Consider the following 20,789-nt stretch of genomic DNA (forward strand, 5'->3'; position numbering starts at 1 on the left):
CGAGCCGATCAAGCCCGACGCTCACCACTCTATTGTCATAACCTCACTCTACAACACCCCTTGCGCGACACGCTCCCGCGCATGGGGCACTCTAGTGCCATTCCCTCTTTCTCCAAAGCAGGAGCAAACATGGCAGCAGATTATCACCACGGCGTGCGGGTGCTGGAACTCAACGAAGGCACCCACCCGATTACCACCGTCAATACCGCCGTCATTGGCGTGGTCGTCACCGGCGACAATGCGGACGCGGATGCCTTCCCACTGAACACCCCGGTTTTAAAAACCAACATTCAGGCTGCCGCAGGTAAGGCGGGTTCGACCGGCACCATCGGGCTGACGCTGGATGCGATTGCCGATCAGGCCAATGCGGCATGCATCGTCGTGCGCATCCCGGAAGCCAAAGACCTCGCTGAACAAAACACCCATGTGATCGGGGGCACGGACGCATCAGGCCGTTTCACCGGCATGAAGGCGCTTCTTGCCGCCAAGTCCCGTTTGCAGGTCAAGCCCCGGATTCTGGCCTGCCCCGGTCTGGATACCCTGGAAGTGGCCACAGAACTGGCGAGCGTGGCGCAGAAGCTGCGCGCCTTTGGCTATGTGTCAGCCTATGGCGCCCACACCAAGGAAGAAGCCACCGCCTACCGCAACAAGCTGGGCGCACGCGAACTGATGGTGATCTGGCCCGATTACGTGGCCTGGGATACGGCCTCGTCTTCCAGCCTTGTGGTGCCTGCCACGGCGCGTGCCGTGGGCTTGCGCGCCAAGATCGATGAAGAGGTGGGCTGGCATAAAACGCTTTCCAACGTCGTCGTCAATGGCGTGACCGGCATTTCCCAGGATGTGTATTGGGATCTGCAAGACACGGCCACTGACTCGGATTATCTGAACAGTAACGGGGTCACCACCCTGATCGAGCACGAAGGCTATCGCTTCTGGGGGTCACGTACCTGCTCGACGGATACCTTCTATTTTGAGAACTACACCCGTACCGCGCAAATCATGGCCGACACCGTTGCCGAAGCCCATATGTGGGCCAACGACAAGCCGCTCACGCCTTCCTTGGCCCGCGACATGATCGAAGGCATCAACGCCAAGATGCGCGAGTGGAAGACGCTGGGTTACATCCTGGACGGGATGGCTTGGTATGACACGGACGTGAATCAGAAGGACACGCTCAAGGCGGGCAAGCTCTACATCGACTACGACTACACCCCTGTGCCCCCGCTGGAGAACCTCTTGTTCCGCCAGCGCATCACCGACCGCTATCTGGCTGACTTCGCCAGCCGCGTCAAAGCCTAAGCATAGACAGGAAAGGACATTACCATGGCATTACCCAGCATTCTGAAAGGTTTTAATCTGTTTCACGACGGTGTGTCGTTTGTGGGCCAGTGCATTGAAGTGGAACTCCCCAAACTCTCGCGCAAGATGGAAGCCTACCGCTCGGGTGGCATGGATGCGGAAATCGAGACCGACCTCGGCATGGAGAAACTGGAACTTGGTCACAACTATGCCGGGTTCATGAAAGACATTCTGAAGAATTTTGGGGTCACCACCGTGGGCGGGGTCTTGCTGCGCTTTGCCGGTTCCTATGAGCGCGAAGATACCGGTGAAGTGGATGCAGTGGAAATCACCGTGCGTGGCCGTCACAAGGAAATTGACTTTGGGAATGCCAAGGCGGGGGATAAGACCGACTTCAAGGTCAAGAGCACCTTGAGCTATTACAAGCTCACCGTCAATGGATCAGTGCTGATCGAAGTCGACATCCTGAACATGATCTGCATTGTCGATGGTGTGGATTTACTGGCCGCACGCCGCGCTGCCCTGGGCTTGTAAGCCCACGCACAGACAATTTTTGTCTCTCATTTTTTAGCCCTCATTTTTAACACCGTTATTTAGCACTGCTTTTTAAGGACATTTCACCCATGAGCAAACCCACCACAGCCACCCCCTCCCCCTCTGCCAACGCGGCCACCGTCACGCTTGACACCCCCATCAAGCGCGGCGATCAGGTCATTGATCAGATCACCGTCACCAAACCCAATGCAGGCGCTTTGCGGGGGCTGTCTCTCTACAACGTCATGCAGATGGATGTCCTCACGCTGACCACCTTGCTGCCGCGCATCACCACGCCGACGCTCACCGAAGCGGATATCAAGGCCATGGATGTGGCGGACATCCTGTCTCTTGGCAGTGAAGTCACCAGTTTTTTTGTGAAGGCGGAGAACAAAGCCGACTCTCCGAAATAGACGGCGTGATGGCCAACCTTGCGGTGGTGTTTCACTGGCCACCGCAAGCGATGTATGACATGGAACTGGATGAGCTGATGCGCTGGCATGACATGGCCGTGGAGCGATCAGGCAGAACCGAGTAATGCGCGGAATGATGCGCCGAACAATGCGCGAAATGACATAAGGATAGACACGCAAATGGGCATGGATCGCTTGAAACTGGAAGTGGTGTTTGGTGCGATAGATCGCCTGACCCGCCCTTTGCGCCAGATGAGCCTGAGTAGCCAGGGAGCGGCCCGTGCCCTGCGTGCAACCCGCGAGCAGCTCAAACAACTGGATCGCCAGCAAGCAGCCATCAAGTCTTTCCATAACGTGCAACGTCAGGCGGCCATCACGTCCAATGAACTGAAGACCACCCAATCCAAGATCAAGGAACTGACCAAGGCCATGGCCGCCACGGCCAACCCCACCCGGGAAATGGCCAAGGAGATGGAGAAGCTCAAGGCGCGGGGCGCTGAGTTACGCAATCGCCATAGTGAGCTGATTGAACGCGCCCAACGCCTGCGCACGGCCTTGAATAACGAGGGTATTTCCACCCGCAATCTGGCCGAACACCAAGCACGCTTAAACCGCGCCACCCGCGAGACCAACGCCACCTTGCAGGCCCAGCAACAAAGGCTTGAGCGCTTGAACCGGATCAGCCAAGGCGCCCATCAGGCAGGCGCTGCCCGCGACAAACTGGCCGGTACAGGGGTGGGCATGATGGCTGCGGGCGGGGGCATGCTGATGGCCGCCCACGTGCCGCTTGATGAAGCCAAGAAGTTCCAAGGGGAGCGCACGCGCATTGCGGCCCTGGGGCTGGGCACTGCGGCAACCAAGGAAGCGGAAGAATATGCCCGCGCAATGAAGGTCATCGGCACCAGCACCACGGACAATATGACACTTGTACGGGATGCGACCACGATCTTTGCCGACACGCACCACGCCAAGATGGTGGCCCCGATGTTGGCAAAAATGAAGTTTGCCAATGAGGCGGTGTTTGGCAAGGAAGGCGGCGCGCAGAACGAAGAGCAGTTCATGAACATGATGAAGGTGGTGGAGTTGCGCGGGGGCACCAAGAGCGAAGGTGCTTTCAAAGCAGAAGCCAACCGTATCCAGCAGGTGATCACCGCCACCGGGGGCCGCGTGGGCGCCGATCAATGGCGCGACCTCATCAAAACCGGCGGAGTGGCGGCCAAGCAGATGCGCTCGGACGCCTTCTACAACCAGTTGGAGCCGCTCGTGCAGGAAATGGGTGGCCATGCCGTGGGTACGGGCCTCATGTCGGCCTATCAGGGGATCTATCAGGGTAAGACCACCGTCAGGGCGGCCCGTGAAATGGAACGCCTGGGGCTACTCGACAAGAGCAAGGTCGAATATGACAAGGTGGGCCAGCTCAAGCGCTTTAAGCCCGGTGCTTTGCTCGAAGGCGAACTCTTTACCGCCTCCCCCTTTGAATGGCTGCAAAAGGTGCTGCTGCCCAAGCTCGCCGCCAAGGGGATTACTGACCCCGGCAAGATCAATGACGCGATTGCCTCGATCTTCAGTAACCGCACTGCGGCCAACCTGATGGCCACCATGGTTATGCAGCGTGACCAGATTCACAAGAGCGCCAAGCTCTCCATGGGGGCGGATGGCATTGAAGAACTGCACGCCAAGGCCATGGAAATGGCTTCCGGCAAGGAGTTGATTGCCCAGGCCAAGCTACGCGACATCATGTTGCAGATCGGTGAGCAAGTTTTGCCGGTCTATATGCAGGCACTCGATGCGGTCAATCAGGTCATTGATGCGACCTCTGCCTGGATCAAAGAGAATCCTGAACTGGCAAAGTGGATATCTGTATCGGCGGTGGCCATCGGTGGCCTCCTGGTGGTGCTCGGTGGCTTGCTGCTGGGCATCGCCGCGCTCCTTGCGCCCTTTGCCATGGTGGGCAGTGCCATGGCCGGGTTCAGTGCCATTGCGGCGGGCTTTGCGGGCGCCTGGGCCGTGGTGACAGGCGCAATCAGTGCCTCCACGGTATTCCTCATGGAAAACCCCCTCATTGCCATTGTCGGGGGCATTGCCATTGCAGCCCTTCTGATCTGGAAGTATTGGGAACCTCTCAAGGCTTTCTTTCTTGCAGTGTGGAGCTATGTGGATGGCGTTTTCGAGAAGTACCCGATTCTGAATGCCATATTTCCGATCATTGGTGCGGCCCGCACGCTGATCACCTATTGGGAACCCATCAAGGCTTTCTTTCTCTCGGTGTGGGCGGAAGTTCAAGGCGCCTTCTCAGGCGGTATCGCTGGCATTGCTGCGCTGTGCCTGAACTGGTCACCCATCGGGATGATTTATCGCGCCTGGGCGGCGGTGTTGTCCTGGTTCGGGGTGGAGTTGCCCAGCCGCTTTACAGGCTTTGGCACGATGCTCATGGATGGGATTGTCACCGGCATATCACGCGGCTTGGTGGGCGTGAAAACCGCGATCTTCAACGCGGGGGACGCGACCGTCAATTGGTTCAAGGAAAAGCTCGGTATCCACTCGCCTTCGCGTGTATTTGCCACGCTTGGCCACTACACCATGCAGGGGCTGGATGTGGGCTTGCAGGCAGGCCAGCGTGGGCCACTTTCCACCGTCAATCAACTGACGCGGCGCCTGATGGCCGCGAGTGCTACGGGCGTGGGGGTGTTGAGTGCCGCCCCGATCAGTGCGGCCCCGCCTGTGACACCTATCCAGATGAGCCAAGCCGCACCACAAGGGGCGAATTCCAGCCCGCCTATTGTTGTGCATATCCACGCGGCACCCGGCATGGATGAACAAGCCTTGGCCAAGATGGTCGCCCGCGAGATCGAACGTGCCCAACGTCAAAAGGATGCCCGTTCGCGTGCGCGGCTGATTGATAACTAACCAACCCACTACGACAAACAGATAAGTGATACATCATGGACTATTACGACAGAGCAGCCGAATTAGAAGCCCTGAGCCGCGATATTGCGCTCGCCACGCGCAAGCAGGAAGGGCCTGCACCCACCGGTTATTGCCTCAATTGTGGCGAGACGGTCTCACCTGGGCATCGTTGGTGCGAAGTGGCATGCCGTGAGGATTGGGAAGCCCGCCGACGTGCGAAGCGGGAGGCACCGTGCGCGGAGTGCTGATGTGTTTGGGTCAATACGTCTTTGGCATTGACACCACGAGTTACGATAACCTGCGTCGGTCTCTCGCTTGGCGCCACCCCAGCACCTCACGCGTAGGCGTGCGCCCGGCCCGCCAGTTCCTGGGGCGGGATGATGAATCCATCACCTTGGCAGGCATCGTGTACCCGGAAATCTCCCCGGATGGCCGGGTATCTTTGCAGGATCTGGAAGCCATGGGGGATACCGGCGACAAGTATCTGCTTGTGGGAGGCGACCACCACATCTATGGGCAATTTGTCATAGAGTCATTGGAGACCACTGGAACGATATTTCTTTCCGATGGGACACCCCAAAAGATTGAATTCAGTCTGAAACTCACCCGCGTGGATGATGACAACGAAGGGGCATCCTGACATGGCCAGCCACCCTGCCAACCACTCCTATCGCCACCCTGCCCCCGATTACCGCCTTGTGCTCGATGGCCGGGATATCACCCCGGCCTTCAATGCCCGGCTGGAGTCGCTCACGCTGACCGACAATCGCGGCTTTGAGGCGGATACGCTGGATATCAGCCTGGATGATTCAGACGGCAAGCTCGCCATCCCTGACCGTGGGGTGACTGTTGCCCTCTTCCTGGGCTGGCGGGGCGAACCCTTGGTGGATAAGGGCACGTTTGTAGTGGATGAGGTGGAGCATTCTGGCACGCCGGATCGGCTCACCCTGCGCGGCAAAAGCGCAGACCTACGCGCCGGACTGATCACCAAGCAGACCAAAAGCTGGGCGGGGCATAAGATTGGCGAAATCGTCAAAGCCATTGCCGCCGCCCATGGCCTCACGCCCAGGGTATCCCAAGGCTTGGCGGGCCTCACCCTTGAGCATATCGATCAGACCAATGAGTCCGATGTAAATCTGCTTACGCGCTTGGCCCGCGATCACGATGCCCTTGCCACAGTCAAAAAAGGCATGCTCTTGTTCATGCCGATTGGTGAAGCGGAAACCGTATCAGGTACGCCGTTTCCCACTGCCACCATTACCCGCGCCTCCGGTGATCAGCATCGCTTTGCGATGGCCGAACGCGACACCTACACGGCAGTGAAAGCCTACTATCAGGACATCCGGGGTGGTACGCATGGGGAGGTGCTGGTCAATGCCAAGGGCAGCACAGCAACGGGAGGCAAGCGGAAGAACAAAAGCGCCAACACGGAAATCAAGGCCAGCGCAGAGAACACCAAGGTCCTGCGCCACACCTACGCCAGCAAGACCACCGCCGAACGTGCAGCCAAAGCAGAATGGCAACGCCTCCAGCGTGGTGTGGCAAGTTTCAGTTTAAACCTTGCGCGGGGCCGTGCCGATCTGTTTCCCGAATTGCCGGTCATCGTGCAAGGTTTCAAGCCCGAGATTGATGCCACCGACTGGCTCATTGCACGTGCTACGCATAGCCTGTCCAGTTCAGGCTTTACGACGTCCTTGGAGATGGAACTCAAAGTCAGTTCATCCGCCTGACGCCTGCCCCAATCCTTCCCTGCCCCCCACCCTTCCCCGCCACTCGCGTGCCAGAATTGTGGGGCGTTTGCAACGCCGCTTATCGATTGCAAACATCTGTCAATTACATTCGGATATAGTCGATCCTTTAAAAACCGGCGCGGAATTACCCGATAGTCTGCCTCATAGATCGGCGTCTTCCCTGTCACGGCACACACAACGTGGCCCCAAGCCACGCCTGACCTGATCTGGATGGAATAATGGCTGATTCCAAGACCTCGCGCCCGCCCCAAGTCGCGGTGGCACCGACCAACACCGTTGATAAGCTCGACGTGGGCAAATGCGTCAACAAGTTTGATGCCTGGCTGCGCAGTATCAGCCACGACATCATCACCCTGGAGCGGGTACAGATGGTGGCGGGGAGTTTGCCGGTGATAGGCAACATCATCGCCTTGGTCGATGTGTTCAACGACATCATCACCCTCTCCAAAAGCAAGACAAAAGAATTGTTGGATTGGGTCAGCCTGGGTATCAACATTCTTGGCGTGATCCCTATGCCGCCCAATCTGGCGGCGGCCCGGATGAGCCTACGCCCAGCCCTCTCCCTGGTTCGCCAGAACATGGCGCGGGTTGCCAAGGGGGCGGCCAAGACGATTGGAGCCGCAATTCTGGCGCTGCTGGCCGATCACCTCAATACCCGGATTGCGGGGGAACTCGACAAGTTTGCCCAGGGCGCGCTGGATCAGCTCAAACCCATGTTGGATAACGCGAGCAACTACGCTAAAAAGCTGTGCGACCAGATTGCGGACTCGGTGATCAACGTCATCAACGGCAAGCTCTTCAATGCCAAGGCCGACATGCAGGCAGCAGCCCGTGAAGCCCAGGCCGCGAGCAAAAGCGGCTGGCGTGACCCGGCTAAAACCTTTGAAAACGGCATCAAATCACTCTGGCATTTTGGGGTGGGGGTGGCTAAAACCATCGTCAACACACAAGCCAAGGTCATTACCGGCGCTTTGCCGGAACCGATCAAGCAAGGCATCATCCGCGAAGTCAATCTCCTGCGTGCCATCGGCAAGGAAGCCGCCGGAGAACTCCCCCGGCTGGCTGCTGTCGGGGTCGAGATGAGCATTGGCTGGCTGCTGGTCAAACTGCTGGAAGCCGCCAAGAAAAAAATCACCCACGTCCGCTCGGTGGTCAATGAGAAAAAGACCAACCAAGCCAAGAAGGGCAAAGGCACCGGCGAAGTAGAAGTCATCGGCGGGCAACATACGCCACTCAACGATTGCGGCCCCTGTAAAAACAAGGTTGCTGCGGGTACGAAACCTAGTATCAGTTTTGCGATGGGTTGGGAGCATTTCAGCCACACCGACTTTTCACTACCCACCCTGACCCCCCTAGTTTGGGAACGCACCTACGCCTCCAACCTCGGGGTACTGGACAACGGCCCGCTGGGCGCACGCTGGACCACCGACTGGCTCTGCCACATTGAAGAACGTGGCGACGAACTCATCTACTGGGGCGTGGATGGACGCTCGGTGACCTTCCCCAAGCTTGGGGTCGGCAAAGAGCATTACCACGCCGTTGAAACCCTCACGCTCACCCGGCAAGACCCCCAGACCCTACTCCTCAGTTTTGGGCCGGAATATAACCAGCGTTTTGAGCGTGCCCGTCTAGGTGACAAAACTGTCTATCGTCTTATTCAATCCGACTGGCCCAATAAAATCAGCCTGACCCTAAGCTATGCGCATGAGGCCAGCGCGCTGCGCCATGCTCCCTCCGAATTCACCCTTCAGCATGAGCAGAAGGTACTCGCCCAAATCAGTACCACCCTGGATGATGCCGGACGCATCACTGCCTTGCAGCTTTTGGTTGAAGGCCAAGTCCTCCGCACGCTTGCCCATTACCAGTATGACGACGCGGGCGACCTGATTGGCGCCACCGATGAGAACGGCGCCCACTGGGACTACCGCTACACCCGCCACCTCATCACCCGCTACAGCGACCGCACCGGGCGCGGCATCAACTTCGAATGGAGCGGGGCCGAAGAGCACGACAACCGCCTCGCCAAAGCCGTGCACGAATGGGCAGATGACGGCAGCTTCGACACCCGCCTGGAGTGGGATGAGAACATCCGCCTCACCTACGTCACCGACGCCCTGGGCAATGAAACCTGGCACTACTACGACATCCTGGGCTACACCTACCGCATCGTCCACCCCGACAACGCGGAGGAATGGCTCTTCCGGGATGACGCCAAGAATGTGGTCAAACACATCCACCCGGATGGCAGTGTGGATCACTACGACTGGGATGAGCGCAGCCAACTCATCTATCATGAGCGCGCGGATGGCAGTACGTTTTACTTTGCCTACGATGAACAAGGGCATCTCACCACCCTCGTAGATGGCAGTGGTCAACACTGGAAACGTGAATACGACCGCGCTGGCAACCTCGTCAAAGAGATTGACCCGCTAGGCTTTGAAACCGAATACGCCTACAACAAAGCCGGGCAACCCATTGAAATCACCGACGCCAAAGGCGGCGTCAAAGCGATCACCTACACCGAAGGCGGGCAACTGGCGAGTTACACCGATTGCAGCGGTAAAACCAGCCAATGGGCCTATGACGCCCGAGGGCGCCTTGCCGCCTTCACCGACGCCACCGATGCCAAGACCCAATACCGCTATGCTGAAGGCGTAGAAGCCACCCGCCCGGCAAGCCTGGAAGGATTGGAACCTAACGCGGTGGGGCAACTGGAAGCCATTGAACACGCCGACGGCAGTGTGGAGCGCTATGTTCAAGACGCCGAAGGGCGACTCCTGGCTCACCTCGACCCGCTTGGGCGTATGACCCGTTATGATTACACCGGTGCGGGCTTCATTGCCCAACGTCATGACGCCCTGGGCCAAACCCTGCGTTACCGCTGGGATCGCCTTGGGCGCCTGACCGGCCTACAAAACGAAAACGACGCTACTTGGCAATTCCACTACGACCCGGTCGGGCGACTCCTGGAAGAAACCGGCTTTGATGGCCAGCGCACCCATTACCACTACGACGACAGTACCGGTATTCTGGCCTGGACACTCCAACAACCCCAGGTCAGTGGCAGCATTTCAGCGACTGCGCCACAAGATGGGCGTGTTTCGGAAGCCGACCGTCATCTCTTGACCCGCTTTGAATTCGACGGCCTGGGTCGCCTCATTGAACGCAGCGCCCATTGGAGTGATGCCCAAGGCCAAGCCCTGGATGCACAAGGGCGCCCCAGCAGCCCCGAGCAACCCGGCGTGCTGCACCGTGAAGAATTCGCCTACGACGGCAACGGACGCCTGCTCCTGGCTGCCAACGCCCATGCCCACCTGCAATGGTTCTACGACGAAGCCGGACGCATGGTGCGCGAACACCACGCCTACACCGAACAAGACCGGCTGGCCGTCTGGCGTCATGAATATGATGCCCTGGGTAATCGCACCCGCACCCACCGCCCCGACGGCCACAGCATCGACTGGCTGCGCTACGGCAGTGGTCACGTCCACGGCCTGCTGCTCGACGGACAAGAAGCCATCGCCTTTGAACGTGATGACCTCCACCGCGAAATTCTACGCAGCCAAGGCAACCAGCTCCAACAGCATCGCCAATACGACCCGGTAGGGCGCTTGCTGGAGCAAGTCCTCAAAGCCGCCCCGGCCAGCCCGGACAAACAGGGGTACAACACCAGTACGCAGGTCCAACGCCGTTATCAATACGATGCCGCTGGCCAACTCCAAGGCATCCAAGACAGTCGCCGGGGCACGCTCAACTATCGGTATGACCCCATCGGCCGCCTCATCGAAGCCCAAAGCACCCTGGGCCGCGAAACCTTCGCCTTCGACCCGGCCAGCAACCTCCTGGATCAGGATGCAGATGCCCGCAGTGGCGAACGCCGCTTCGGCGCTGAAGGCAACAACGGCACCACCTACAGCGCCACCGATGACGCCATGCGCCACCCGCGTGCAGGAAATTTCAGTCAAACAAGTGGAAGTTCCCGCCTTCTGGATAACCTCCTCCGGCAATACGCTGGGCAACACAACACCTATGACGGCTTAGGCAACCTCATCACCCGCCAACTCAATGGCGAAGCCATTCACCTGGGCTGGAACCCCCTGGGCCGACTTCAGCACACCCGTAGCGCCCAGGTTGAGGTGTATTATTGTTATGACGCCCTGGGGCGACGCATCAGCAAACACAGCCAAGCCATTTTTTACAGTTCCAGCACCGACGGCCCGCTCTACGCCCAAAACGAACAACGACGCATCGCCCAGGAAAAAGGCTACGGCCTCACCCTCTACGGCTGGGACGGCGACACCCTGGCCTGGGAAAGCAAAGTCCCCACCGCCACCAGCGGCGCGGATCACCACACCACCCATTACCTGTATGAGCCGGGAAGTTTTGTGCCGCTGATGCAAGCGGCGACCGACCGCCCTATTAGGCTCCCCATCCGCAGCAAGATCGAAGCTCCTTGGGAATACACCCCAACTGAGGCTGAACAGCCCTTCGTCCATACCACCTACTATCACTGTGACCACCTGGGTACTCCGCAGGAACTCACCGACAAAGAAGGTAATCTCGTCTGGAGTGCCCATTACAAAGCCTGGGGACAAGCCCAGGAACTCATCAGCACCGCCCGACGCCAAGCGGGGCTCACCACCCATATACGCTTTCAGGGTCAATACTTCGACCATGAGACCGGGCTACACTACAACAGGCACCGTTATTACGATCCGCTGATGGGGAGATTTGTATCCAAAGATCCCATAGGGTTGCGCGGTGGGTTTAACCTTCATCAGTACGCACCCAACCCGACGGAATGGATTGATCCATTAGGACTTTCCAATAAAAAATGCGCCCTTTTGGGGAAAAATATGGCTGACGATGGGAGGCCATGTCCTAAGAGTTATGCAAGGCATCACTTAATCCCCGAGCATATGCAAAGCCATCCTGTTATCGCTGAAGCCTCAAAACGAGGAATTTACGATATTAACCGAGGAGCTAATGGAGTTTCCTTGCCAACAACGCCTGAAGAATCCCTCAAAACGGGACTTCCTTTGCATAGTGGGAACCACTATAGCGCTTATTATAATAATGCAGAAAACAGACTAGACGCAGTCCAGAGAGAAGCGACTAGTAATTATGGAGGTTTGTCTAAGATGCCTGATCATGAATTGCTAGGTCATATATCAAGGGTAGAACAAGCACAGAAGTCTGATTTGGAAACGGGTAAAATACGGTTGCAAAGTACCGATCCTAGACCAGCGGGGACAACATGCTCAATCAGCTAGACCAATACTATGTAATGAGTCCTAAGAAACACGGGTATGGGGCATTAACATTTACGCCCAATTTGCCCGAATACTTTGATACAACGCGCCCATCACCGCCTCCGGCAGGGGTGAATATAAGCCTTGATATTACAACGCCATCAATTCGGAAGTTTGATGCCGATTTTTTAAAACCCAATGCGGGGTGTGTATTTTCACAAAAAATTAAGGATATTTTCGACGAGTCGCCCGATGTTATTTTTTATCCTCTAAACGTATCCCTCCGATCAGGGCCGATAAGTGGAGAATATTTCTTTTGTCACATCGTAAATAAACTAGACTGTTTTGACTACGAAAAATCCAACTGCGCATCTGGGAGCGGCGAGAAAATAACAAACATTAAAAAACAGATTTATGTTGAAAGCGTTTCAAATATCGTTATCAACCTTGACAAGAGGTACGATATTTTTGTAGCAGATAACTCACCATTCTCAAGAAATCCAATATTTCATGAAAGATTTCTAGAAAATCTATTAAAGACTAATCCTAAGGGAATAGATTTTGTAAAACTAAGTGAATACGAATGGAGCTTATCTTCTTCATAAATTTAATCACTAATGAACGAACAAATAAAAAAGCCCGCAACCTGCGGGCCTTTTTATAATCAGTGTATCTTGGGAGCGGCTTCTTGCAGGCGCTCCCAAAGCGCCCTGATGATCACCATAGAAGCATCATCCGCACTTGGTTGCTGGGTGGCGGCCAGCAATGGGCTACCTTCTGTCCATAGCCCAAAATTGTTGCGTATCCAGATTCCCAGGCCAAAATGCAAAAAGAGTAAGTCCTTTTCTGGCATGCGGGATATCTTGTCGATCTCATCTTGTGGCAGCAAACCAAGCAACACACCAACAGCCTGTTCAACCGTAGTAGGAATGTGACCAGCCATAGCAATCAATCGTCCGTATCAAGTTGCACATGAACAATCGACCCAAGGATGCGCAAGGCATCAAGGCGATCATGCGCAATTACCCAATCAGGGTGACGGGTTTTATCCGGGTTATCACTGCGCATCACGATTGATCCGTCTGGCTCACGAAAAAGACGCTTGATGAAGAATTCGCCCATATAGTCAATGGCGTGGCGTTTCCCATTGCGAATGTGGGTAGCCGACTTGTCGATGGTCACCAAGCACCCATCTGGCAGCCCTGGCGACATGGAGTCCCCTGCCACATGCAATGTAACCAACTGGTTGGCGCTCAGATTGCGGCGCTGAACCCATTCCTTACGGTAACGATTCGGCTTTCCGTTTGGATCAATTTCCCATTCTAAGCGGCCAGTACCCGCCGACAACTTCAACGATAAACAAGGAATCACAACCTCATCGTCTTGAAGTGGGTCTGACTCCTCAAAAGTGGTGGCTCCCCTCACGTAATCCTTGGATACATTGCCTTGCTCTGGGGGAAGCCCTTCCGGCCGCATCGGTCCCTTGCCGCTTGCAAGCCACAAAGAACTGACACGGTATAGATGAGCCAGCGCAGAGGTATAGGTACTACCAACGCTACCGTCATTCTCAAGACCAGAAAGAGTAGCCTGAGTCATCCCGACCGCTCTAGCTGCCGCAGTTTGAGTGAGCCCTGCTTCTTTCCGGGCTGCTTTGAGTCTTTTGCCAAGGGTATCCATATAGGAATTCTGATACCGATCGATAACGAAAAATCTATTGACTCAAATATAGATAAATCTATAATCGCGTCATGGACTGGATATCGCTCATCAATGATCTGATCGCCGCTGGCATGACCCAAGCGGCCATTGCCGCCGAGGTCGGGGTTAAGCAACCCACAATAAACGGCTTGCTATCAGGCGCTCAGAAGGATATGCGCTGGAGTAATGGCGAACGGCTGTTGGCGCTACATGCGCATAAATGCCCAAATCCAACAATTACCAATGCTAATAATCATTGCGCGCCGATAGGCTCGCATGTTCTGGCCAAGTAGGAGAAAACATGCCCAGGAAGCCAAGCGGCGATATCAACGAAGTGCGCACACGCCTGAATAACAACGCGTACCACTTGTTCCAGATGTACGCCAAGCTCAACAACTGCCCGTCAGAAGCCAGTGCAGCAAGGGATCTCATCTCGTATGCGCTCAATGGTTTGTTTGCTCTGTTGGGGCGAACTCTGCCAGCAATGGTGGCGCAGCACAACGCGGGGTGCATGGTAGATGAGACAAGAACCGCCAGCCGTCCGGCGCTATCTCTCCCCATGACTGCCATGGAAATCCAGCTCCCCACGGCTGACGCGGCCAACCTGCAATCCCAGGCGTCCGCAGCCGGTGTGCCGACTGCGCGCTTCCTGGGCATTACCACGCTGCTGGGGGCTTTCGGGGCACTTCACCCCGAAGTACACGCCTTCTGCGCACAGGCAGAACAAGGCGTAGATGAGACAAAAAGAGACATGAATCGGGGTGCCCAATGAAGCCAATCATCAGCGAACCCACCCGTACCCACGTGGTACGCGTGGGGGACATGGATGAAATCATCATCCATAGCACTGAGGGCGCCGATGCGCTCTATTTGTCGTTCGGCGCACACACCGTATCGATGGATGCCTGCCACAGCGTCACCGTAGCAAGTGATCTGATCCGCCGGGCCAAGGACGGTATCACCCTGCAATTCGATCAGGGCGCCCTGCTGCTGGATGAAGAACACACGCTGGCGCTGGCTTCGGTGATCACGGCCCACGCTGAACGCTTGGTTCGGGTTACGCACTGATGACCGTTCGTCTTGAACGTCTCGACCTGCCCTGCCCGGAGTGTGGCGGGGTGCTGACGGTGCGCTCGTCGCGCCAAGTCAGCGATGTGGTGCGTGAGGTGTATGCGGAGTGCCGCAACCCTGCTCCACATGGGCCGCTGGCGCTCAAGTATCTGGTGGAAATCACCGCCGATCTTCACAACGGGGACTATTGCGATGGGCTGCACATCCCCGCGAGCCTGCGTAAGCAAGCCTTGGCGCCGGTTTCAAAGCCTGATCCGCGCCAGACCTGCATTCCGGGCTGCGAGCCTTTGCCCCCGGCCCACAAGCCGCTGACGGCGCACCAGTTGCGCTGCCCGAAGTGTGACAAGGCCATGCGCTATGTGGATAGCACTCAGGTTTCTTCTACCCGGCGTGAATTGTTCGCGGTGTGTTTTAACCCGCGTTGCGATGGGAAATACAAAGTGGTGGTGGAAGCCATCCACCTCCTGCGAGGCGATGCCCCCAGCCTGGATCTGCCGCGCTGGGCACGTCCCCAGGCGCTACGCGAGAGCGCCCCACAAGACCCCAATCAATTGTCGCTGCCACTGCCACCTACTGAGCTGGCGGCGGCTTCTTCGGGAGACTGATTATGCAAGTTGAGAACATCACCCGCCCCGTATTGAGCGAGGCAGGCCGGGCGGCTTTGGCCCAATGCGCGCAGATTGTCTCTGCGGAATCTGATCCGTGGGCACGTACATGGCGTGATGCCAGCCGGGGCGAACGCAAGGTGCTGTTGCGGATTGCCGGTCTGCCTGAAGGCTGGGCCGACACGCATGCAAAGTGGGCCAGCATCCCGGAGGGATATCGGGCGCAGATCAAACAGCGTGCGCGGGATATGAGCGCGTGGCTCTCCAGTGTGCTGACCAAGTCAGCCAGAACGAACTGAGCGCCCATCGCAATGATGCCACGTTCATCTTCCCTCATTGAGCAAAAGCGCCGTTGGGCTGCGGATACCCGCGCCTGGATGGCGGACATGCTCGCCCGTGTACCTGCCCTGTGGCAGCGCCGGGTGGTGAGTGAGTATGAACGCCGGGCCAAGCAGCGCGAAGCGGACGGCAATCGCTGGTTGCGGGAAGTCACCGAGAGTATGCAGGGGCTGCTGTTGCCAATCTCTGCCACCGACGACGATATCCGCGCCAGAGCTAAGGATCTGGCTGACCTGTGTCTGCGCACCTGTGGCGCAGTAACGAACGGCTCAGTGATCGCCCGTTATGAGAAAGCGGTGCGTTTCTGTGAATGCCGTGGAATAGAAGCCCCCGAATTGCGCTTGCCATCGGTGCTGGTGCCGCATGAGTTGGCCCGGCATTTGGGCAAGCGCACCGTCTCCACCTCCTGGAACGATCTGCCCCAGGTGCAAGACTTTGAGCCTTGCATGCTGGCCGTCGTGTTGCCCTTGCTGGTGGCCATGCTGTCCCTGGATGAAGGTAAAGACGCCAGCGCCTGGGATGATGAAGTGCCGGCCGCATCGCCCTCATGCTATTCGATTGAGCAACTGGTGGTGCTGGTAGGCCTGGAGGCTGTCCGTGCCGCCCTCAATGAGGAAGCCGCCCCGGCGCTGGCCCGGATGATGGATGAATTGTGGTGGCGTCGGCGTCTGCGCGAGCAGCACGGGCGGCTTATTGAGCAACATGCCATCGGCCTGGGCTATGTGCATGCAAATGGCGAGAAGTACGTTTCTGATATTGCCTGCCTGCGACGCGATCAGCAAAAGCGCCGCAATGCCCAGGCGCTGGAAGCGGTGGATGTAGTCAATCAATATGGAGAATGTTTCTCCCTTGCCGATCTGGCCGAACGTTCAAACGCCAATCCACGTATCCGCCGTAGCGAACTCATGACACGTATTGCCGGGTTTGAGGCGGTGGCACGAGACCTCGGGCATGTGGCGGAATTTGTGACGCTGACCGCCCCGAGTCGCTTCCATGCCAATGGCGGGGCGAACCCCCGGTATGACGGTTCCAGCCCCCGCGAGGCGCAAGCGTGGCTCTGCAAGACGTGGCAACTGATCCGCGCCTGGGTGGCTCGCCGGGGTATCCGCTTCTATGGTTTCCGGGTGGCTGAACCCCATCAGGATGGCTGCCCGCATTGGCATTTGTTGCTCTTCATGCCCAAGGAAGCGGTGGCGCGTTTCCGGGCGAAGTTTCGCCGCTATGCCATGCGTGTGGAAGCTGACGATATCGCCCTGCCCCCAACCGTGCAGGAGCTGGCCGCACAGAACAAGGCCGATGGAATGAAGCGTGGCTTTGCAAAACTCGCCCGCGAGCAGTTTGCCCAGGCCGCCCACCAGTACAAAGCGGCTATCCGCCAGCGTGAAGAGGCCGACCGTGACCGCAAGCTGCACGGCTGCAAGTTTGTGTCAGTAGAGATGAGCGCCACCAAAAGCGCGGCTGGGTATATCGCCAAGTACATCAGCAAGAACATTGACGGCTACAACGTGCAGCTTGATCTGTATGGCCATGACGCAGTGGAAGGTGCAGCCCGGATTGAAGCTTGGGCCGCCACCCACAACACCCGCCAGTTTCAGCAGATCGGGGGCGCCCCGGTGGGGGTGTGGCGCGAACTCAGAAGATTACGCGAAGCCGATGCAGAGGCCACCGACACATTGGAAGCGGCCCGCGCTGCCGCCGATGTGGGCGCCTGGAGCGAATACACCACGATTCAGGGTGGCCCGACCGTAGAGCGCAAGCACTTGCGCCTGAAGCTGGCCAAGACCCGCGAGGGGGAACGCTGGGACGCGGCCAATCAATGCCCGGCCCCGGTACTGCCTGGGCGCTACGGTGAAGACCCCGGCCCGGCAGTGTTCGGGGTGATGGATCGGCTCAAGGAACGCTCAGTGATCACCCGGTTTTTGAGCTGGACGGTGCAACGCCAGCCCACCAACACCCGCCCAGCGCAAGGCATCAAACAAAGCGCAGGCCAGCAGATGGTCAGCGATACGACAAACGCATGGCGCCTGCCGCCCGGCAAGGGTGAATCCCCTGTGGCTTGGGTTTATGGGAGTGCAGAGAGCGCAGGGCTTGAAGGTTTTGGGGTGGATGTTGAGGAATTGGGGGTTGGGGGTTTTGGGGTTCCTTGGACTCGTGTCAATAACTGTACGGCCCCCCGAGTTGGGGAGGCGGAAAGCGAAGGGGTGAATGATGAAATCGACCGCTTTGAACCTGCCAATTTCAAGGCAGACCATGACGATTGGGAGCAATACGACCGGGCAGTCGGTTTTTTATACCCCGGTGGCGGTGGTGAGTACCTGGATTAAAGCAGCCCCACGAGATATCGACGCCCTGATCGGGGCAGTCGGGGTGATCGGCTGCGCGGTGGGTTTTGCTATTTCATTAGTTGAACGGGTGTGGGGGTAAGACATGCAAATACGGCCCACCAAAGCACCCGCCATGGAATGCGTGAAAAAGGCTCTTGTGCACATCGACGATCTTCAGGAAGCAGTCAGCCGCGCAAAGGATGCAAGGTTCCCTGATCAACTAACAGACGCGATCAGGTCGATGGAATATTTTCTGGCACTCACCAAGCAAGCAGCCGAACGTCAAAAATGAAGTTCCCATATGCCCGCCCCCGACTGAACACTTACAAACACTAGATTGCTCAATGCCTGCTGTTAGATTTGTAACCATCGCTAAGTTCTCTACCGAATCAGGATACTCTGAGGATGCGGTTCGGACTAAAATGCGTGACGGAATCTGGCTAGAAGGAGAAGTTTGGGTGAAGGCACCCGATGGCCGGGTTCTGGTTGACATTGAGGGTTACAACGAATGGGTAAGCAGTTCGATGGTGTTCGCGCGGGTTCGGCCAGTACGGTCGAAATCGACTTCTACTATGCGGGCGAAAGGTGCCGCGAACGGATCAAACTTGAGCCCACCCCCGCTAACCTAAAACGGGCAGCCCTTCATCGCGCTGCAATCCTTGACTCGATCTCTCGCGGCGAATTCGACTATTCAGTCACCTTCCCCAATAGCAAAAATGCCGCTCGCTTTGCCAAAAGCAAGGGGGCGCTCACCACGATCGCATCCTTTCTTGATGACTGGCTGGAACGAAAAGCCAAACAACTCAAAGCATCCACCTGGGAAGACTATCGTAAAACGGTCAATGGCCACCTGATCCCAAAGTTCGGTGCGCTGTCTATCGGGGAGCTGGATAGGCAAAAGGTTCGGGAATGGTGCGCAGGCCTGGACGCCAGCAACAAACGGATAGGCAACATTCTTTCCGTTCTCCGCTCTGCCCTGGCAGAAGCTGAAGAGGATGGAATCATTGAGGCCAACCCGATTGCAGGCTGGAACTATCGAAAGGTGGAGCCTCCCAAAGAAGAGGAAGACGTCGATCCATTCACGGCAGATGAGCAAAGTTCCATCCTGGCCGAACTGTCTGGCCAAGGCAGGAACCTTGTTCAATTCGCCTTCTGGACCGGTTTGCGGACAAGCGAATTGGTTGCGCTGAATTGGGCAGACATTGACCTTCGCGCTGGCGTGGTGAAGATCCGCAAAGCGACTACCCAGGCAGCACATCGAAGAGCCAAGGCTGTTGCCGCCGCAGAGGCTCTCAATTCGGTTCCTGAAGGCGGAATCGAACCGGCGTCCCAAATAGTGGAAACAACCAAAACCGCATCAGGGCGCCGCGATGTAAAGCTGTTGGCTCCAGCGCTGGCCGCCATTCAAGCGCAGAAGGAACACACTTGGCTGAAAGGTGAAGAGGTTTTCCAAAACCCGCGAACCGGTGAGCGTTGGACGGGCGACCAGCCAATCCGCAAAACGCTCTGGACGCACGCACTTAAGCGTGCAGGCATCCGTTACCGGAACCCCTACCAGACCCGCCATACCTACGCGTCTATGCTGCTATCGGCTGGGGAACACCCAATGTGGGTTGCGCAACAGATGGGGCACAAAGATTGGGGAATGATCCGGCGTGTCTATGGGCGCTTTATTCCAAGCGCAGATCCTGGGGCAGGAAGCCGGGCGGAACAGGTATTTGGTCAGAGTCTTGGCCACGACACGCGTAGATCAGGCACGGATAACCACTGACCGGAAAAAATTTAGTCAGCCAAAGCCCGCATAGCGGCTTCAGGTTCGCGTTCAACCACCTGCAACAAGGCCAGCGCTGCGCCCGTAGGGTGCCGTCTGCCTTGTTCCCAATTGCGCAACGTCTTGGGACTCACCTTCAGGCGTTTTGCAAATGCATCCTGGGTCAAATTTGTCTTGCTGCGCAGCAGGGCGACATCGGGAACTTCCACTGTAGTAACCCGGCTGGCGGCCTTGGTGCCCTTCTTGATGGCCACAGCTTCCTTGGCACTTTCAAGCAGTGCATCGAATAGTTTAGCTTCCATCGTCCAACTCCTTAATAATGCTCTTCAATGCGTTGCGCTGGGCTTTGCTCAGGTTGTCCTGCTCAGACTTCGGGTAAATCACCAGCATAAAGATTTGCCCATCTTGTTTGGCGTAGTAGTAGATGGCTCGCACACCGCCACTCTTGCCCTTCCCCCTGGCGCCGTGGCGTACCTTCCGTGCCCCACCAGTACCTTCCATTAGGTCGCCAGTTTCCGGGTTATCAATCAACCGCCGCTGCAGCTCGCGGTATTCGTCATCCGTCAGCAGCTCCTTCACCTGGGCCGTAAAGATGGAAGTTTCAATAAAATGAAAAAGGGCCATACCCTGACTATGTACGCCAATGGCGCACATGTCAACTGCAGCCTGTTTTTGAGTGCTGGAGCGGTTTCCAGCCAGCCAATAGTCAGGTTTTGGTCAATATTTCCGCTAGATCAAGCATAGGCGGGGCTTAGCGCGGGTTCGATTCCCGCCGCCTCCACCACTAACTCATTGATTTTAAAGAAATCAAATCAAACAAGCTGC

General features: G+C 57.1%; 22 protein-coding genes. 18 read left to right on the plus strand and 4 right to left on the minus strand.

What is annotated here, in order from left to right:
• The first annotated feature begins 129 nt into the window (after positions 1-129).
• The 10 genes from B145_RS0118850 (at position 130) to B145_RS28805 (ending at position 12,761) form a co-directional block, all read left to right on the plus strand.
• A complete protein-coding gene (locus B145_RS0118850; protein WP_018609442.1) occupies positions 130-1,299 on the plus strand; it encodes a phage tail sheath protein in 1,170 nt (389 codons plus the stop codon).
• 24 nt (positions 1,300-1,323) lie between these two features.
• Positions 1,324-1,833: a phage major tail tube protein gene (locus B145_RS0118855; RefSeq protein ID WP_018609444.1), complete on the plus strand. Its 510-nt coding sequence runs from the start codon at positions 1,324-1,326 to the stop codon at positions 1,831-1,833.
• Between the two features lie 89 nt (positions 1,834-1,922).
• Positions 1,923-2,246, plus strand: a complete 324-nt coding sequence (locus B145_RS0118860) for a phage tail assembly protein (RefSeq protein WP_018609446.1) — start codon at positions 1,923-1,925, stop codon at positions 2,244-2,246.
• An 8-nt stretch (positions 2,247-2,254) separates the two neighbouring features.
• Entirely contained in the window at positions 2,255-2,371 is a 117-nt protein-coding gene (locus tag B145_RS28245; protein WP_018609448.1) for a GpE family phage tail protein, read from the plus strand.
• 61 nt (positions 2,372-2,432) lie between these two features.
• Positions 2,433-5,153, plus strand: a complete 2,721-nt coding sequence (locus B145_RS0118870; RefSeq protein ID WP_157288516.1) for a phage tail tape measure protein — start codon at positions 2,433-2,435, stop codon at positions 5,151-5,153.
• Between the two features lie 35 nt (positions 5,154-5,188).
• The gene (locus tag B145_RS28800; RefSeq protein WP_018609452.1) at positions 5,189-5,401 is read left to right on the plus strand and encodes a DUF2116 family Zn-ribbon domain-containing protein; all 213 of its coding nucleotides are present in this window, start codon (positions 5,189-5,191) and stop codon (positions 5,399-5,401) included.
• Positions 5,401-5,793 carry a phage tail protein gene (locus tag B145_RS0118880; RefSeq protein ID WP_211209878.1) on the plus strand — a complete coding sequence of 131 codons (393 nt, stop codon included), beginning with the start codon at positions 5,401-5,403 and terminating at the stop codon, positions 5,791-5,793. Before B145_RS28800 ends, B145_RS0118880 begins: the two co-directional genes overlap by 1 nt.
• Before the next feature lies 1 nt (position 5,794).
• Complete coding sequence (locus B145_RS0118885) at positions 5,795-6,883, plus strand: phage late control D family protein (RefSeq protein ID WP_018609456.1); 1,089 nt, start codon at positions 5,795-5,797, stop codon at positions 6,881-6,883.
• 239 nt (positions 6,884-7,122) lie between these two features.
• A complete protein-coding gene (locus tag B145_RS26310; protein WP_018609457.1) occupies positions 7,123-12,177 on the plus strand; it encodes an RHS repeat-associated core domain-containing protein in 5,055 nt (1,684 codons plus the stop codon).
• Entirely contained in the window at positions 12,162-12,761 is a 600-nt protein-coding gene (locus B145_RS28805) for an imm11 family protein (protein ID WP_157288517.1), read from the plus strand. Before B145_RS26310 ends, B145_RS28805 begins: the two co-directional genes overlap by 16 nt.
• A 59-nt stretch (positions 12,762-12,820) precedes the next feature.
• On the opposite strand, the gene B145_RS0118895 is transcribed toward B145_RS28805, so the two are convergent.
• Positions 12,821-13,099, minus strand: a complete 279-nt coding sequence (locus B145_RS0118895) for a DUF6794 domain-containing protein (RefSeq protein WP_018609458.1) — start codon at positions 13,097-13,099, stop codon at positions 12,821-12,823.
• Positions 13,100-13,104: 5 nt separating this feature from the next.
• Positions 13,105-13,833, minus strand: coding sequence for an XRE family transcriptional regulator (locus B145_RS27735; protein ID WP_083917816.1), 729 nt, complete (start codon positions 13,831-13,833; stop codon positions 13,105-13,107).
• A 71-nt stretch (positions 13,834-13,904) separates the two neighbouring features.
• On the opposite strand from B145_RS27735, the gene B145_RS26315 reads away from it, so the two are divergent.
• The 8 genes from B145_RS26315 (at position 13,905) to B145_RS0118945 (ending at position 19,964) form a co-directional block, all read left to right on the plus strand.
• Positions 13,905-14,147: a helix-turn-helix domain-containing protein gene (locus tag B145_RS26315; protein WP_018609461.1), complete on the plus strand. Its 243-nt coding sequence runs from the start codon at positions 13,905-13,907 to the stop codon at positions 14,145-14,147.
• 8 nt (positions 14,148-14,155) lie between these two features.
• A complete protein-coding gene (locus B145_RS0118915; RefSeq protein ID WP_018609462.1) occupies positions 14,156-14,626 on the plus strand; it encodes a hypothetical protein in 471 nt (156 codons plus the stop codon).
• Positions 14,623-14,922, plus strand: coding sequence for a hypothetical protein (locus B145_RS0118920; protein WP_018609463.1), 300 nt, complete (start codon positions 14,623-14,625; stop codon positions 14,920-14,922). The genes B145_RS0118915 and B145_RS0118920 overlap by 4 nt, the downstream gene beginning before the upstream one ends.
• Positions 14,922-15,530, plus strand: coding sequence for an ogr/Delta-like zinc finger family protein (locus tag B145_RS0118925; RefSeq protein WP_018609465.1), 609 nt, complete (start codon positions 14,922-14,924; stop codon positions 15,528-15,530). The genes B145_RS0118920 and B145_RS0118925 overlap by 1 nt, the downstream gene beginning before the upstream one ends.
• Positions 15,531-15,532: 2 nt before the next feature.
• Positions 15,533-15,829: a hypothetical protein gene (locus tag B145_RS0118930; protein ID WP_018609467.1), complete on the plus strand. Its 297-nt coding sequence runs from the start codon at positions 15,533-15,535 to the stop codon at positions 15,827-15,829.
• Between the two features lie 12 nt (positions 15,830-15,841).
• On the plus strand, positions 15,842-18,193 hold the full coding sequence (locus tag B145_RS27740; RefSeq protein ID WP_018609468.1) for a replication endonuclease: 2,352 nt from the start codon (positions 15,842-15,844) through the stop codon (positions 18,191-18,193).
• A gap of 103 nt (positions 18,194-18,296) precedes the next feature.
• Complete coding sequence (locus tag B145_RS26325; RefSeq protein WP_033407706.1) at positions 18,297-18,485, plus strand: hypothetical protein; 189 nt, start codon at positions 18,297-18,299, stop codon at positions 18,483-18,485.
• A gap of 216 nt (positions 18,486-18,701) precedes the next feature.
• On the plus strand, positions 18,702-19,964 hold the full coding sequence (locus B145_RS0118945) for a tyrosine-type recombinase/integrase (protein WP_018609471.1): 1,263 nt from the start codon (positions 18,702-18,704) through the stop codon (positions 19,962-19,964).
• Positions 19,965-19,975: 11 nt separating this feature from the next.
• Here the strand turns inward: B145_RS0118945 and nadS are convergent, their stop codons facing one another.
• Positions 19,976-20,266 (minus strand): NadS family protein, encoded by a 291-nt coding sequence (nadS, locus tag B145_RS0118950; protein WP_018609472.1) that lies wholly within the window; start codon positions 20,264-20,266, stop codon positions 19,976-19,978.
• The gene (locus B145_RS0118955; RefSeq protein ID WP_018609473.1) at positions 20,256-20,618 is read right to left on the minus strand and encodes a type II toxin-antitoxin system RelE/ParE family toxin; all 363 of its coding nucleotides are present in this window, start codon (positions 20,616-20,618) and stop codon (positions 20,256-20,258) included. The genes nadS and B145_RS0118955 overlap by 11 nt, the downstream gene beginning before the upstream one ends.
• Positions 20,619-20,789 lie beyond the last annotated feature (171 nt).

The sequence above is a fragment of the Uliginosibacterium gangwonense DSM 18521 genome, from assembly GCF_000373965.1.
In the GTDB taxonomy this organism is placed as follows: Bacteria; Pseudomonadota; Gammaproteobacteria; order Burkholderiales; family Rhodocyclaceae; genus Uliginosibacterium; species Uliginosibacterium gangwonense.